The sequence below is a fragment of the Streptomyces virginiae genome (assembly GCF_040638905.1).
Lineage (GTDB): Bacteria > Actinomycetota > Actinomycetes > Streptomycetales > Streptomycetaceae > Streptomyces > Streptomyces virginiae_B.
The window spans coordinates 1-13,647 of sequence record NZ_JBEZYV010000068.1 but is presented as its reverse complement, the minus strand read 5'-3'; the positions used below and the strand labels follow the sequence as shown (position 1 = coordinate 13,647).

Here is a 13,647-nt window from a genome sequence, read left to right as displayed (position 1 = left end):
GGAACCCCGTTGCGGGGCCACGAAGAAGGTAACGGGGCGAACTCACAGGTCCGAGCCCCGTGGACCGGGGCAAGCCGGGTTCCAAGATGCACGTCCTGTCGGACGCGAACGGACTGCCTCTCCTCGTCGAAGTCTCGGCCGCCAACACCCACGACAGCCAGGCACTGAAGCCCATGGTGCTCGGTCACCAAACGAGACACGACCCTCACCGCGGCCGCCACTTCAAGCCCCAGCGTCTCCACGCCGACAAGGCCTACGACATTCCTGAACTGCGGAAATGGCTCCGCGGTAAGCGGATCGGCGTCCGTATCGCCCGCAAGGGAATCGAGTCCTCCGAACGGCTCGGGCGGCGCCGGTGGGTGATCGAGCGGACCATGTCCTGGCTGACCGGCTACCGCCGACTCAACCACCGTTACGAGCGTCAACCCCGCAACTACCTGGCCTTCCTCGGCCTCGCTGCAGCCCTCTGCTGCTACAAACGACTTGTCCGCCTCACCACATAGGACACGGAAGAGGTGAGAAAGCGGCGGCGGGTCAGAGAACCAGTCCGGCCGCCGGACCCGAGCACCGGAGCAGGGGTCAGACAGTCGGGGAGGCGGGGTAGTCGTGGCGCTGATGGCCGCGTCCGTCGCCCTGCCAGTCCAGGAACAGCGCCGCGTCGGCCAGAGCTCCGCGCTCGGCGCGGTGGCTGACGGTCTGCGTGCGGTACCGGCCGTCGTAGTCCGCGCCGGACGTGCTGTCCTCCAGCCGCTCCTCGACACCGGCGAAGTCCCGCTCGACGACCACGGGATCGGTCCCCGGCCGGGACTGCTTGATTTGAACGCGCAGCTTGGCCCCGTCGAAGATCGTCGAATCGTCGACCGGGTAGAACCCCGGCCCGTCCCAGCGCGCCTTTCCGTAGGCGTAGACCGTGCTTCCCTAGCGGGCCGCGCACGTCCGCATCGTGACCTTCCAGTTGTCCGGCCACGGCCCGTCGTAGCTGGTGTCGTCGATCTCGCGCGTGCTGCTCGCGCACTTGTAGTCCAGCCCTGCGGCCGTGACCGCGCTTGCAGGCCCGATCGCCACCGCCAGGGCGGCAGCGAGGAGCAGCCCCGTCTTGAGGGTGTTCATGACTCAGCCCGGCGAACGGGGTTATCCAGGACGGCTCCGATGCCGTGATCACACTCGCCACACCATGATCATCACTCAGGCCGGATCAATGCCGAGGCATTCCCACAACTACGCTGATCGGGGCAGTCCACAGTGCGCAAGACCGGGGGAAACCGTGAACCGGCCGCTGCTGTTCCTCGGTGTGGACGGGCCACTCAACCCCTATGCAGCCAAGCCGGAGAGGCGTCCCGCCGGCTACACCACACTCAGAGTCCCCCGGAACGACGCCCATCAGGACGACAGGGTCCTCTCGTCCCGACGACGCCCCCTGCGGGTCTGGCTCAACCCAGAGCACGGACGAATCCTGCTCCAGCTCGGCTTCGAGCTGTGCTGGGCCACCACATGGATGGACGACGCCAACCGGTGGATCGCACCGGTCCTCGGCCTTCCGGAACTTCCCTTCGTGGACTTCGGCGATGTCCTGCTCCAAGAATGCCCTGATGGAGTCGGCTGGAAGACCGGACCGCTGGTGAACTACGCGGGTTTACCGACCGGCGAGCTCACCGGGGCGCGCTCAACCTGGGGCGATGCGTCGCGGTCGTGCCAGGGATGGCCTGCTTCCTTATCGGATGTCGGGCCGCAGGTAGGCACCCTGCGCCTCGCGGCCACCCGGCGTCACGGCATACCCGCACCGTGACGCCCCGGCGGCACACTGCGGACGGGTTAAGTCATCAGCTCGATGTGCGGATGCTCGGGCTCCGCCGGGCAGACGAACAGGTGCTGCCGGTAGCCGCTGCCTATCTGGACCCCGGTCGCGTTGTAGCCGCGGTGGCCGGGGTACGGTCCAGCACCTGGGTGGGGGTGCGGAGACCAGCTGTTCCCGGCGTCGTCCCCTTCCTCGAACGTGGCGACGGTCATCAGGACCTCCATGCCGGTGCCGCACTCGGAGCAGGGCTGCGAGCTGGGGTCGGTGGAGTTCCAAGCGGGCCAGCCGCCGACCTTCCAGCCGGGTGCGTTGGACAGCACACAGTCGTAGTACGTGTCCGGGTCCATGTCTTCCTCTGCTGCCTGCGGCCCATTCCATTGCTTGAGCTGCTCACGCAGTTCTTCGCTCAGCTCCAGATGGTCGGGGTACTCGGTGATCTGCTCCGGTTCGAGCACGCACGGTTCCGGTAGATAGCCGTCGAACTGCACTGCGGGCGGCTCGGGGGGCGTGTCGAGGATGTCGGTGACGGCGGCTGCCGAACGCCAGAAGAGCAGGGTCCTGGGCATGATCGGATGATCGAAGGGGCACCACAGAACCTGCAGCAGGTCCTTGCCCTCCGGCGGGCTCAGATCGGGCACATCCCGTACGTACAGCTGCGCGACGGGCAGCATCGCTATGGGGCCGTCGTATGCCTGGACCGCCAGCCTCACCGGATACGTCCGAGGGGGCCGGATCCGCTCGAGAGTCTCCCGTTCCTCCGGAGTCAGGTCCCGGCCGTGCGAGGCGGCGAAGATCCGTCGTTCCAGCCGCAAATCCGCCGGGGACTGGGCTGGGTTGATGCCATCCACCACATGCGGTTCCTCGCAGTGCGGCCACGGCTCCTCAGCGGGCCACAGCAGCGGGCCGCCGATCGAGCTGTCGTGCCATGTCGGCACCCCAGGGCGGGGGTGCAGGCGGGTCGCCGTGCGGGCCAGCGGAGCCAGTTGGGGAAAGACCGCGGCAACGTCGATCGGCCGTGGCGGAGTGACAGGGGTGACCTTCATGGCCGCAATCTTGCCAATCGCCTCTGACAACGGCCCTCGTGGCCAGCCCACGAAGAGCTCCGGCATGGGCGCCACCCGGGAGAGCGCTACCGCCGACCCGTTGCCGGCAGATGGCCCGCGAGCAGGTCCACGATTGCCGCGTGGATGTCCGTCCACGCGCACGGTTCGTCGCCTTCCACACGCTCGCCGACTTCGCACGGTCCCTGGAAACCTCACGCCACCGGATGAGCACCTCACCGACTCTTCAGGTTGCTCCACACCCGGAGCTCTTTGCGGGACAGCCCTTAGGTGACAGCAACGACGCCCTGGATTTCTCATCCTCAAGGCAGTGACCCCACACACCGAACCAGCCACCGACCAGCACCAACGCACAAACCCCATTGACTCTCATACCGCTGTGGCAAAACCGAGAGATCGCACCTGGTGGGCCACACCGCGCCGATGGTCGCGGTGTGCTCGCTGTAGAACGACCCGGTGCTGAACGAGCTGGGCGTGCGCACCACCACCAACCCGATCCAGCTCGCCCTGTGGGCCAGGCACGGGCCCGTGGTCGTGTTCGCCACGTACGCCTCCCTGGTGGACCGCGAAGACATCGCCGCACCCGCGGGCCAGCGAACGGTTCGCGGGCCGCTGGAGGCCGCTCTGGCAGGCGGAGAGCGCCTGTACGGGCAACAGACGGCGGGCTTCGACCTCGCGATCGTGGACGAGGCCCACGGCACCGCCGGGGACCTCGGACGGCCGTGGGCGGCGATCCATGACAACACCCGCATCCCCGCGGACTTCCGGCTCTACCTCACCGCCACGCCTCGCATCCTCACCGCGGCCCGGCCGCAGAAAGGCGCCGGCGGCCAGGAGGCGGAGATCGCGTCCATGGCCGACGACCCGGACGGCACGTACGGCGCGTGGCTCGCCGAGCTCGGCCTGAGCGAGGCGATCGAGCGGGGCATCCTCGCCGGGTTCGAGATCGACGTGCTGGAGGTCCGCGACCCCTCGCCTGTGCTCGGGGAGTCCGAGGAGGCGCGGCGGGGCCGGCGCCTGGCGCTCCTGCAGACCGCGCTCCTGGAGCACGCCGCGGCGTACAACCTGCGCACGGTCATGACGTTCCACCAGAAGGTGGAGGAGGCGGCCGCGTTCGCGGAGAAGCTGCCGGAGACGGCGGAGGAGCTGTACGTCACCGATGCCTCCGATGCCGACCTGGCGGCCGCGGAGAAGCGGCCCGCGTCGTCGATCGAGGCGGAGTTCTACGAGCTGGAGGCCGGCCGTCACGTACCCCCGGACCGCGTCTGGTCGGCTTGGCTGTGTGGCGACCACCTCGTGACCGAGCGGCGCGAGGTCCTGCGCCAGTTCGCCAACGGCATCGACGCCAACAAACCGCCGGGTGCACCGGGCGTTCCTCGCCTCCGTACGCGTCCTCGGCGAAGGCGTCGACATCACCGGCGAGCGCGGGGTCGAGGCGATCTGCTTCGCCGACACCCGCGGCTCCCAGGTCGAGATCGTCCAGAACATCGGCCGGCGCTCCGCCTCAACAAGGACGGCTCCACCAAGGTCGCCCGCATCTTCGTGCCCGTCTTCCTGGAGCCGAACGAGGACCCCACCGACATGGTCGCCTCCGCCAGCTATCGGCCGCTTGTAGCGGTCCTCCAGGGCCTGCGTTCTCATGATGAGCGTTTGGTCGAGCAGCCGCGCCCACACCCACGGCCAGCGCAAGATCCACATCCGGCGCGACGAAGACGGGCGGGTCATCGGGGCTGGCGGCGAGGGCGAGGACCAAGAGGACGGCGCCGACGCCGCAGCTGAGCCGGCCCTGCTCCACTTCTCCACTCCCCGGGACGCGGCCACCATCGCCGCGTTCCTGCGCACCCGGGTCTACCGGCCCGACAGCCTGGTGTGGCTGGAGGGCTACCAGGCCCTCCTGCGGTGGCGGATGGAGAACGGGATCACCGGCCTCTACGCCGTCCCGTACAACACCGAAACCGCAGTCGGCGTCACCAAGAACTTCCCCCTCGGGCGGTGGGTGCACCAGCAGCGCAAAGCCCTGCGCGCCGGCGAGCTCGAGGACCGGCGCAAGACCCTGCTGGACGCCCCGGAGGCCGGGATGGTGTGGGAGCCCGGCGAAGAGGCGTGGGAGGCCAAGCTCGCCGCCCTCCGCTCCTACCAGAAGGCCACTGGCCACCTTGCGCCCCGGCAGGACGCCGTGTGGGGCGAAGACGACGAGATGGTGCCCATCGGGCAGCACATGCTGGGCGTGTGGGTATCCAACACCAAGAGCCGACGCGACAAGCTCACCGCCGACCAGCTCGCCTCGCTCGCGAAGCTGGGCGTGGACTGGGCGTGACACGCCACCTCGCCCGTCGTTGAGCTGGGAGGTCAGCGAAGTGGAGGCCCCGGGACGTCGTGACCCCCGGGGCCTTCGTCTTGTCCTCCGGCACCGGATAGTGGTGCAACACAGGCTGCAACACAGGTCCCTTAATGGTTGTTGGCTCGTGTTTGTGCAGGTCAGGGGCGCAACGCGCAGGCGCGTTGCAGCGCCGGTGTTGCACGGCCGAGCAAGGGCGTTGCAGTCGCTGGTCGCTTCGGCCGCTGTGGGAAATCCCTCCGACCCCTACCAGCTGTTGGAGAGCGTCCCTCCATGTACATGCAGATAGATCCCCTGGAGGCGTGGGAGAGGCTGCGCGCCAGCCGATCCAGCCGACCGGGTAGAGCGAGCGGTGGGGCGCGGGCGAAGACGTACGCCACGGCTTTGGAGCAGGCGCAGCATATGTTCAAGGCAGCCGAGGTCGTGGGTCCGCAGACCCGTCCCTTGCTGGTGTTCTACGGCCTGAGCCAGGCTGGCAGAGCGATTGCGGCTGCGGCCGTCGACCTCAAGGGCGAGGACTGGAACCAGACCTCTCACGGCATCCGTGCCTCGGGACACCACCTGGACTTCGCCGACATCGAGATCCGCACGGATCCTGCTGGCACTGCCGGCAGCTTCGTACGGCTCAGCGAGCTGTTGCGGTCAACGGTCTGGGGCAACGACACGGTCGTGCGGCTGGAGGAAGTCTGGGACACCCTCCCTGCCAACTTGCAGTACCCGCTGACCGGCCGGAAGCGGTTCACGCCTCTGTGCGCCAGCACGGACGTGATCAGAGGCATTGACTTCCACCCGCTGCTCACCGTTGAAGTCGGCGACATCTTGGACCGCGTCGTGGACGCTGGCAGCCGCACGGCTCTGGATGAATTCCTGCAGAGCTATCGGGCGGTGCGGATAGGATCTTAGGTATGGGAATCGACTGGGAAAACATGCTCGGCACAAGCGGGAACGGCCTCAACGAGGCATACGACAGGGCGGTCTCCTCGGTCGTCTATAGCGAGACCCTGGGGGACGACCATCGGCCACTCCCAGTCGGCGAAGAGTGCGACGACACAGATGGCCTGCGCTGACCTGAGGGCGCACACAGAAACTGCCCGATGAGCCGGGGTTTTTGGTGGGCTTGGTCCGCTTTGACGGGCATTGGAGATCAGAGGCTTCTGCCCCGGAGTGAACCGGTGGTCAAGCGTGACCGGCGCCGCCGGGTATGACGGCTCCCGCCCGTCGCCGGGCGGGAGCCGATGCCAGGCCGGACTTCGAGCGGCGCCATCCGAATGCCGGCTGGCTGTCCATGCACTGGAAGATGCCCGCGGAAACAGGCACCCAAGAGGAGCGCCTGGAGCGCCTGTCCGAGATGACCCGGAAGTACGCCGGGCATCGCTACTTCCTCCCCGCCGTCGCGGGGCTGCCGCGTGAACTCCACCCGCTGATGGCGTGGTGGGCGGTGCTGTACGGGCTGTCGATGCTCGCCCGCTACCAGCCCGCCCAGTGGGCGAACCACATCAACGTGGACGGCAGCCGACACGCGGTGCCCATCGAGAAGATTCTGGAACGGGCAAGGGAACAGCTGCCCGTCCTGATCGCAGACACCATCGATGAAGTTGCCGCCTGGCCGTAGACGCCGAGTGCTTACTCCACGCCCCACCGACCGGCAAACTCCTCGCGCACCCCGACAGCACGAGAACGTCCTGCCAGAAGAGGGCCGTGTCCGGAGCCCGGTTCCAGTCTCGTCCGCGAGTGGGTCTCCCACACAAAGAGCCGGCGCGACAAGCGCACCCGCTCCTCGGGGAGCTGGGCGCGGACCGGGCGTGAGCAACCACAGGATCTGATCAAAGGGTGTTGGGTCTAGTTACACACAGCTACGCTGGCAGCTCTGTGCGCAAGGGGGGTTCATGCTGTTTGAGCAGCGGATGTATGCACACGTCAAGTTCCTCGAGTTGACGGCGGAGCTCTACGAGAACGAGTTCGAGGACTTCTGCTTCGACCTCACCCTGGCCGTCCTCGCACACCGCCACGAGCGCGGCCCCGACTTCCTCTACGACAGCCACCTCTACGACGGCGTCGACGAACGGCAGGTCGCACGAGCCCTCGCGCTCGCAGCCGAAGTAACGGAGGAAGAGCACATGCAGTACATCGTCACCCTCAACACCGACACCCTCAGCACCGCTGCCCAGCGCGGATTCAACCCCGAACCCCACATCCGCAGCCCCCGCCTCACCGACGACGAAGAGGGCGGCCTCTTCGGCTTCCGCTTCAAAGCCGCAGGCAAGGCATAACACCTATCCGACCGCACAACACGCGTCCGGCCACGCGGCTCACCCGGCGAGCTGACCCTGGGTAGTCGTGGCGCCGGTATCCGTGACCGTCGCCATGCCAGTGCAGGAACAGCACCGAATTGGCAGAGCACCGAGGCCGGCCCGGTGGCTGATCACCGGCGTACGGTAGCGGCCCCGCCGCTCACCGCCGCGGGGATGTGCCGGTGGCCGCCGAGCTGTCCCGCAGCACGGGAGCCGCTCCGGCACAGGAGGCCTACGGTGCCTCCGCCGTCAGATACCGCTGCACCGTCGGCCCCAGCCAGGCGACGACCTCATCGCGGGACATCGCCGCGGCGGGCGGCAGCCGCAGGACGTAGCGGGCGAGCGCCATGCCCAGGATCTGGGAGGCGGCGAGCGCGGCGCGGGCCGGGGCCTCGGCGGGGTCGGGGCAGACGCCGGCCGCGATGGGGCCCAGCTGCTCCCTGAAGATCGCCTGCATGCGCCCCGCGCCCGCCGCGTTGGTCACGCCGACGCGCAGCAGCGCGGTGAGCACCTCGTCCCGCTCCCAGCGGTCGAGGAAGTGGGTCACGAGGACCCCGATGTGCCGCGCGGGCAGCGTGCCCACCTCGGGCAGCCGCAGGTCGAACGCGGAGGCGGCCGCGAACAGCCCCTCCTTGTTGCCGAAGTAGCGCATGACCATCGACGGATCGATCCCCGCGTCGCGGGCGATGGCCCGGATGGTGGCGCGCTCGTAGCCGTCGGCGGCGAATCGCTCGCGTGCGGCCTCCAGGATCGCGGCACGGGTGGCATCGGAACGGCGCGGGGAGGTCACCATGTCAACGACTGTAGGCCAACGGGTGTTGACATGCCAATGCGGTCGGGCCTACAGTTGCCAACAGGCGTTGACCAACAATCGTTGGCACACCACAGCGGACCGACAGCAGTCGGCCACCCGGGGGGCAGTCGTGCAGCACACGAAGACCGACACGGACGTTCTGGTCGTGGGTTCCGGCCCCACCGGCCTCCTGCTCGCCGGCGACCTCGCCGCCGCCGGCGTGCGGGTCACCCTCCTCGAGCGCCGCCCGCACGGCATCAGCAACATGACCCGGGCCTTCGGCGTCCATGCCCGCACCCTCGAAGTCCTCGACGCCCGGGACCTCGCCGACGAACTGGTCGATAAGGGCAACCCGCGCACGCGGCTGCGGCTGTTCAACCGACTCTCCCTCGACCTGGGCCGGCTGCCCTCCCGCTACCCGTACCTGCTCATCACTCCGCAGTATGAGGTGGAGCGCCTCCTGGAGCGCCGGGCGCTGGGCGCCGGGGTCGACTTCCGCTATGGCACGGAACTTGGCGGACTGCGTCAGGACACCGACATGGTCACCGCCGAGATCACCGATCCCGACGGCGGGCCCGGCACCCTCACCGCCCGGTACCTCGTCGGTGCCGACGGCATCCGCAGCGCCGTTCGCACCGCCCTCGGACTGCCTTTCCCCGGCGTCTCGGTCATCCGCTCCATGGTCCTTGCCGACGTCAAGTTGGCCGAGGAGCCCGAGGAGTTGCTCACCGTGAACGGTGTCGGGGACGCCTTCGCCTTCATCGCCCCGTTCGGCGACGGCTGGTACCGCGTCATGGGCTGGAACCGCTCCCGCCAGGTCCCCGGCAGCGAGCCCGTCGACCTCGACGAGGTCCGCGAGATCGCCCGTCTCGCCCTCGGCACCGACTACGGCATGCACGACGCCCGCTGGATCTCCCGCTTCCACAGCGACGAGCGCCAGGCCCCCGCCTACCGCTCCGGCCGCGTGTTCCTCGCCGGGGACGCCGCCCACGTCCACTCCCCCGCCGGCGGCCAGGGCATGAACACCGGCCTGCAGGACGCGGCCAACCTCTCCTGGAAACTCACCGCCGTCCTGCGCGGCGACGCCTCCGACCCCGACGCGCTGCTCGACAGCTACCACTCCGAGCGTCACCCCGTCGGCGCGACAGTGCTGCGCAGCAGCGGTGCCGCCGTCCGGCTCGCGATGGCCCGCACCCCGCTGCAGCGCGCGTTCCGCGCCGTCGCGACGAGCCTGATCGGCGCGATACGCCCGGCTTCGGACAAGGCGGCGGGCATGATCAGCGGCATCGGCATCGCGTACGGAACCGGCCCCGCCGCGCACCGCACCGGAGGCCACCGCGCGCCCGACGCGGCGCTCGACCGCGGCCGGCTCTACGAACTGCTCCGCGGCGGCTCGTTCGTCCTCGTCACCCCCCAAGGCGCCGACGCGCCCGCCGCGCCGAAGGCCCCCGGCGCGGTCACCACCGCCACCTGGGCCGACCCGGCCCGCCGCACCGCGATGCTGGTCCGCCCCGACGGCTACGTCTACTGGGAGGGCTAGGGCCAATGCAGCCTGCTTAACAAAGCCCACGCTTGCCTGCGACACTGCTGCGTTCAGGAGGCCCCGGAAGACAGCAAAGTCACAGGCACAGCGACAACTCAGTAAAACTGGGCGACGACACGAGCCGCCGAACTGGAGGAGCTGGGGATCGTCTGGGACACCGCCGACGCCGGCTTCGAGCAGAACCTCGCCGCCGCACGGGCCTACCACGAGCTCCACGGCACCCTCGCCGCACCGCGGGGCGCAGCGATCCTCGACATCACCGTCGGGCAATGGCTCACCAACGTGCGCCGGCCCGGCCGACTCGGCAAGGACCCAGGACGGGCGCAGCGGCGAGCCGCCGCACTCGCCGCGATCGACCCGACTGGAACCCGGGAACGCTGGGATGGACGGTCGACTGGCAACGCCACTACGCCTACCTCACCCAACTCCTCGCCCAAGGCGCCCGCCCGACCGCCGTCGTGCCGGGAGTGACCCGGCACGGCGAAGACATCGGCCGGTGGCTCGCCACCCAGCGCCGGGATTGGGACCGGCTGAACGAGGAACAGCAGCACCGCCTGGCCGAGCTCGGGGTGAAGCCGGCACGGGTCGTACGTGCCCGAACAGCGGCCGCAACGACCGACACAGCGTCCACATCCGGGCTGGGGACCGAGGCGTTCCAGAAGGGCGTCCAGGCCCTCACCCAGTACCTCGAGCGGGAAGGCGGCGGCTTCCCCGGGCGGGCGCACATCGAGCAGCTCCCCGAGGAACCGAGCACCGCACCGGGGTATGGATCGTCAACCAGAAGCAGCGCCGCGACCGACCGTTCCCGCCCGCGGGCAGTGAGCCGGTCCTCAAGGCGTTGCACGATCTGCTCTGCGAGGACGTCTCGGTCGAGTACGGGCCGACGGCGGCGAGGACCAGTTGGAGTTCGGCCGACTCCAGGGCTTCGACCTCCCACTGCAACGGGCGCGCGATGTCGAAGCCGTAGCGGCGGGCGGAGCCGGCCACCTCGGGTCGCCGCTCTTGCCCTCGGTCGCCGGGTGCCCGGCGCGTACCTGCCTCTGTCCCGCTGTCAGTGATGCGTCGTACCGTGGAAACGCGGCCTTCTTCGCATTGCTACCGGGTGGGGGACATCTATGGCGAATGGAGTTTGGCATTCCGGCTTGAGCACGGTTCTCAAACTCGACAAGGACGACCTCGGCCTCGCCGCCACGGGTGTCAACGCGCAAGACGTGATCGCGGAGCTCCTCCTGCCAGTGGCCGAGCGGGACCGTGAGCTGCTCGTGTGCGTGGAGAGCAGGAAGGAGCACCGCTGCAAGGCGGAGCTCAGCGGGGTGAAAAGCCCCTACATGTACGTGCGCAAGCACCGCGGGCCCGATGGTGCTCTTCGGCTGCGCGCGGCGCACCTTCCGACCGTTCATGAGATGACGGCGGAGGAGAGTGACCGGCACAAGGCCATGAAGGATTTCCTGGCCCGTACCGCGCAGGCGGCCGGGCTCGAGGTGCGGGTGGAGAAGGAGAAGGGTGGAGAAGTCCACCAAGCTGCGGTCCTCTCGTCCCGACGTGACCATCGTCGGGGCCGGCGGTCTAGATCTGGGCTGTGAGGCGCAGTACTACAACGCCAGCGCAGGCAGTGTGTTGCGCCGTTCGAAGGCCCACGCCGCGGCCGGGCTCAGCCCGAACTGGATCACGCACGACGACACGTTCCACCTGGTCGACCGGTCGAACTGGATGCTGACCAACCAGGTCACCTGGCGGGAGATCAGCAGCGCCGCCGACCTGGCCCTGGTCGGTGGCTACCGCGTCCTGGCCGAATGGCACTGCGTCGCCGCCGCTCAGCGTCCCTGCCCGGACGGCAAGGCCAAGACAGGGTGCGGCAAAGTGCACCTGCAGTGGGACACCCCGCGCCGCATGGACGACCAGGCATCTGGGTGGACCAGCCACGACGGCGTTGCCAGCGTCACCGTCGGCCGCACGCTGATCGGCGCGGCCATCGGTCACATCGCGCCCCTCTTCGTGCCCTCCCGCAAGGACTCCCGCGCGGGCAGCCACCTGTAGGTCCCCCTCAAAGACCGGAACAAGTGGGCCGACTACCGCAGCGTGGACATCCCGGACCTCACCGAAGCCGACATGCTAGACGACGAGATCCACTACTCAGGCAGGGAAGCGGACACGACCTGCCGATTCGGCGAGGACACCTGGAAACCCAGCGCCCCGCTGAAGCCGCGCGGCATCGCCAGCGTGGAACTCGCCATCACGATCGACAAGCTGATCCCGGGACCCAGGGCGGAGCCGGCTCCCGATCCGCAGATCGATGACGATGCCCCCGCCCCTGCGGCCCCTACAACACCGCAGGCTACTTCTCCCCTGCATCGCGGTGCGTGCGAGACCGGCAACCCGACATGCGGCCAGCCCGCCCGCTTCTACGCAGCCGGATGGCGATGCGACCCCCACCGACCACGCATCTGGGGACCCCAGGCACTCCCGCACCCTCAAGCCGTTGATCCGAGTCAGTAGGCGCCGTATGGGCTCCAGCCTTGAAGGAACGGCTTGAGATCGTCAGCGTGTGGTTCGGGGATGTTAGGAAGCCGAAACTGTTGAACCATCGGATGGACACGCGCCACATGTCCCGTGGCCCATTCCATCCATTCCTCAGCGTTTGCTCTTTCCGGCCCCGGTGGAAGGGTCGCCACGTGTGCACGGGCTGCCTCCAGGTACTCGGTCAGACGCTTGGCTCGGCGCCAAGCCGTCTCTTGAGACTCCAGCTGCCGGACGCGGTAGTCCTCGAAGTACTTGTCGCGGGCCTCGGCCATCGCGGCTTCCCAACGCAGGCGCCTCTGCCGCGCCTCCTCAACCTCGGCCAGGCGCTTACGCTCGGCCGCCTCACCGCGCAGTCCGATCTCGTGGACCATTTCTGCGAGCTGTTCCTCCAAGGGGCGCTCGGCGCTGTCGACCCACTGGGACCCGTGGTGCCACTGGCCGCCGCTGAGGGCGATGCGCAGCCGCTCGGAGGGTGTGTAGTCGTACCGAGGGATCCTGATCCAGGAGGACTTCTTGGCTTCCGCGAGCTCCTTGTCCGTCGCAATGTGCTCGCTTCGGTCCTTCTCCTGCAGCACTTGGAACTCGACCGTCTGTCCCTGCGCTTTGATCGTGAAGTGCGGATGGGCGGGAAGGCGGCGGTGAGGCGGTGTTGTCGCGCCCACGGTGCCGGCGGCACAGGTATGGCCGTTGCGTTCGACGGCGGTGAGGAGCGCGTGCACGATCCGTAGAGCGCGTTGCTGGACTGGCCGTGTCAGGCCGAGCGGTTGTTTCGCCTTCTGCATCGCCTGGACGACGGCATGCGGGCGGGTCAGCCGTGCCGGCACGGCCACCGGTTCCAGGACGGCCAGGCGCCACGCGGGAATGTCCACAAGCGTGATTTCGACGCCCTCACGGAGCCTCTGCCAGTGCAGCTCCTTGGTCTTCGGGATCCGCCCGGATCTGCTCGCCGAGGCGGCACGGCTCCACCAGGCATCGGCGTCGGGACCCGACTTCAGGACCCTGCCGCCGGCTGCCTCCAGCTCCTCCAGGAGCTGGTCGGTGTACGTCTTACGCGGCTGCTGCGGAACACCGGGCGACGAGGATGACGCAGTGACTTTGGGCAGCCGGGGGATCGGAAGCGCTCGCGCCGGGGATTTCGGTGCCGGGTAGGTGCCATGTGCCAGGTAATAGCGCCCTGCGTCAGTCAGCACGGCATTCCACACTCCGCCGCGCCTAGTGCTGTGACCGGGAAGGTTCGCCGGGTTGGGTGGTCAGGCCGCGGTGGGTAGGGGTCTGCCGCCCCAGCGGAGGCCTCTTTCGCTGCGGA

Annotated in this window: 14 protein-coding genes and 2 pseudogenes; 11 read left to right on the top strand and 5 right to left on the bottom strand. The window is 68.8% G+C overall.

From position 1 onward, the window contains the following. Nucleotides 1–35: 35 nt before the first annotated feature. Nucleotides 36–503: pseudogene (locus tag AB0F82_RS38125) on the top strand (IS5 family transposase); the annotation flags it as partial. A gap of 76 nt (nucleotides 504–579) precedes the next feature. Here AB0F82_RS38125 and AB0F82_RS38120 read toward each other — a convergent pair. Then, nucleotides 580–786 (bottom strand): hypothetical protein, encoded by a 207-nt coding sequence (locus AB0F82_RS38120; RefSeq protein ID WP_362636291.1) that lies wholly within the window; start codon nucleotides 784–786, stop codon nucleotides 580–582. A gap of 132 nt (nucleotides 787–918) precedes the next feature. Next, the gene (locus AB0F82_RS38115; RefSeq protein WP_362636289.1) at nucleotides 919–1,110 is read right to left on the bottom strand and encodes a hypothetical protein; all 192 of its coding nucleotides are present in this window, start codon (nucleotides 1,108–1,110) and stop codon (nucleotides 919–921) included. A gap of 154 nt (nucleotides 1,111–1,264) precedes the next feature. Between AB0F82_RS38115 and AB0F82_RS38110 the strand changes: the two genes are divergently transcribed. After that, nucleotides 1,265–1,786, top strand: coding sequence for a hypothetical protein (locus AB0F82_RS38110; protein ID WP_362636298.1), 522 nt, complete (start codon nucleotides 1,265–1,267; stop codon nucleotides 1,784–1,786). A 26-nt stretch (nucleotides 1,787–1,812) separates the two neighbouring features. Here AB0F82_RS38110 and AB0F82_RS38105 read toward each other — a convergent pair whose 3' ends face one another. Further along, a complete protein-coding gene (locus AB0F82_RS38105; RefSeq protein WP_362636286.1) occupies nucleotides 1,813–2,904 on the bottom strand; it encodes a hypothetical protein in 1,092 nt (363 codons plus the stop codon). A 357-nt stretch (nucleotides 2,905–3,261) separates the two neighbouring features. Between AB0F82_RS38105 and AB0F82_RS38100 the strand changes: the two are divergent. The 4 genes and pseudogenes from AB0F82_RS38100 to AB0F82_RS38085 form a co-directional block, all read left to right on the top strand. Then, a pseudogene (locus AB0F82_RS38100) lies at nucleotides 3,262–5,167 on the top strand (Helicase associated domain protein); the annotation flags it as partial. 300 nt (nucleotides 5,168–5,467) lie between these two features. Further along, nucleotides 5,468–6,097: a YaaC family protein gene (locus AB0F82_RS38095; protein ID WP_436842271.1), complete on the top strand. Its 630-nt coding sequence runs from the start codon at nucleotides 5,468–5,470 to the stop codon at nucleotides 6,095–6,097. Between the two features lie 298 nt (nucleotides 6,098–6,395). Continuing rightward, nucleotides 6,396–6,806, top strand: coding sequence for a YaaC family protein (locus AB0F82_RS38090; protein WP_436842269.1), 411 nt, complete (start codon nucleotides 6,396–6,398; stop codon nucleotides 6,804–6,806). A gap of 274 nt (nucleotides 6,807–7,080) precedes the next feature. Further along, nucleotides 7,081–7,464 (top strand): DUF2326 domain-containing protein, encoded by a 384-nt coding sequence (locus tag AB0F82_RS38085; RefSeq protein ID WP_362636279.1) that lies wholly within the window; start codon nucleotides 7,081–7,083, stop codon nucleotides 7,462–7,464. A 253-nt stretch (nucleotides 7,465–7,717) separates the two neighbouring features. On the opposite strand, the gene AB0F82_RS38080 is transcribed toward AB0F82_RS38085, so the two are convergent. Beyond that, nucleotides 7,718–8,278 (bottom strand): TetR/AcrR family transcriptional regulator, encoded by a 561-nt coding sequence (locus AB0F82_RS38080; RefSeq protein ID WP_362636276.1) that lies wholly within the window; start codon nucleotides 8,276–8,278, stop codon nucleotides 7,718–7,720. Between AB0F82_RS38080 and AB0F82_RS38075 the strand changes: the two genes are divergently transcribed. The 5 genes from AB0F82_RS38075 to AB0F82_RS38055 all read left to right on the top strand — a co-directional run bounded on the left by AB0F82_RS38075 (nucleotide 8,277) and on the right by AB0F82_RS38055 (nucleotide 11,858). Next, complete coding sequence (locus AB0F82_RS38075) at nucleotides 8,277–9,818, top strand: FAD-dependent monooxygenase (RefSeq protein ID WP_436842268.1); 1,542 nt, start codon at nucleotides 8,277–8,279, stop codon at nucleotides 9,816–9,818. The two genes, AB0F82_RS38080 and AB0F82_RS38075, sit on opposite strands and share 2 nt — an antisense overlap. Before the next feature lie 132 nt (nucleotides 9,819–9,950). Then, nucleotides 9,951–10,292 carry a helicase associated domain-containing protein gene (locus AB0F82_RS38070; RefSeq protein WP_362636297.1) on the top strand — a complete coding sequence of 114 codons (342 nt, stop codon included), beginning with the start codon at nucleotides 9,951–9,953 and terminating at the stop codon, nucleotides 10,290–10,292. Beyond that, complete coding sequence (locus AB0F82_RS38065; protein WP_362636294.1) at nucleotides 10,199–10,879, top strand: helicase associated domain-containing protein; 681 nt, start codon at nucleotides 10,199–10,201, stop codon at nucleotides 10,877–10,879. The genes AB0F82_RS38070 and AB0F82_RS38065 overlap by 94 nt, the downstream gene beginning before the upstream one ends. Before the next feature lie 84 nt (nucleotides 10,880–10,963). Next, on the top strand, nucleotides 10,964–11,404 hold the full coding sequence (locus tag AB0F82_RS38060; protein WP_362636271.1) for a hypothetical protein: 441 nt from the start codon (nucleotides 10,964–10,966) through the stop codon (nucleotides 11,402–11,404). After that, nucleotides 11,325–11,858, top strand: a complete 534-nt coding sequence (locus tag AB0F82_RS38055; RefSeq protein WP_362636269.1) for a hypothetical protein — start codon at nucleotides 11,325–11,327, stop codon at nucleotides 11,856–11,858. Before AB0F82_RS38060 ends, AB0F82_RS38055 begins: the two co-directional genes overlap by 80 nt. Before the next feature lie 452 nt (nucleotides 11,859–12,310). Here AB0F82_RS38055 and AB0F82_RS38050 read toward each other — a convergent pair whose 3' ends face one another. Continuing rightward, nucleotides 12,311–13,531: a hypothetical protein gene (locus AB0F82_RS38050; RefSeq protein WP_362636267.1), complete on the bottom strand. Its 1,221-nt coding sequence runs from the start codon at nucleotides 13,529–13,531 to the stop codon at nucleotides 12,311–12,313. Between the last annotated feature and the right edge of the window lie 116 nt (nucleotides 13,532–13,647).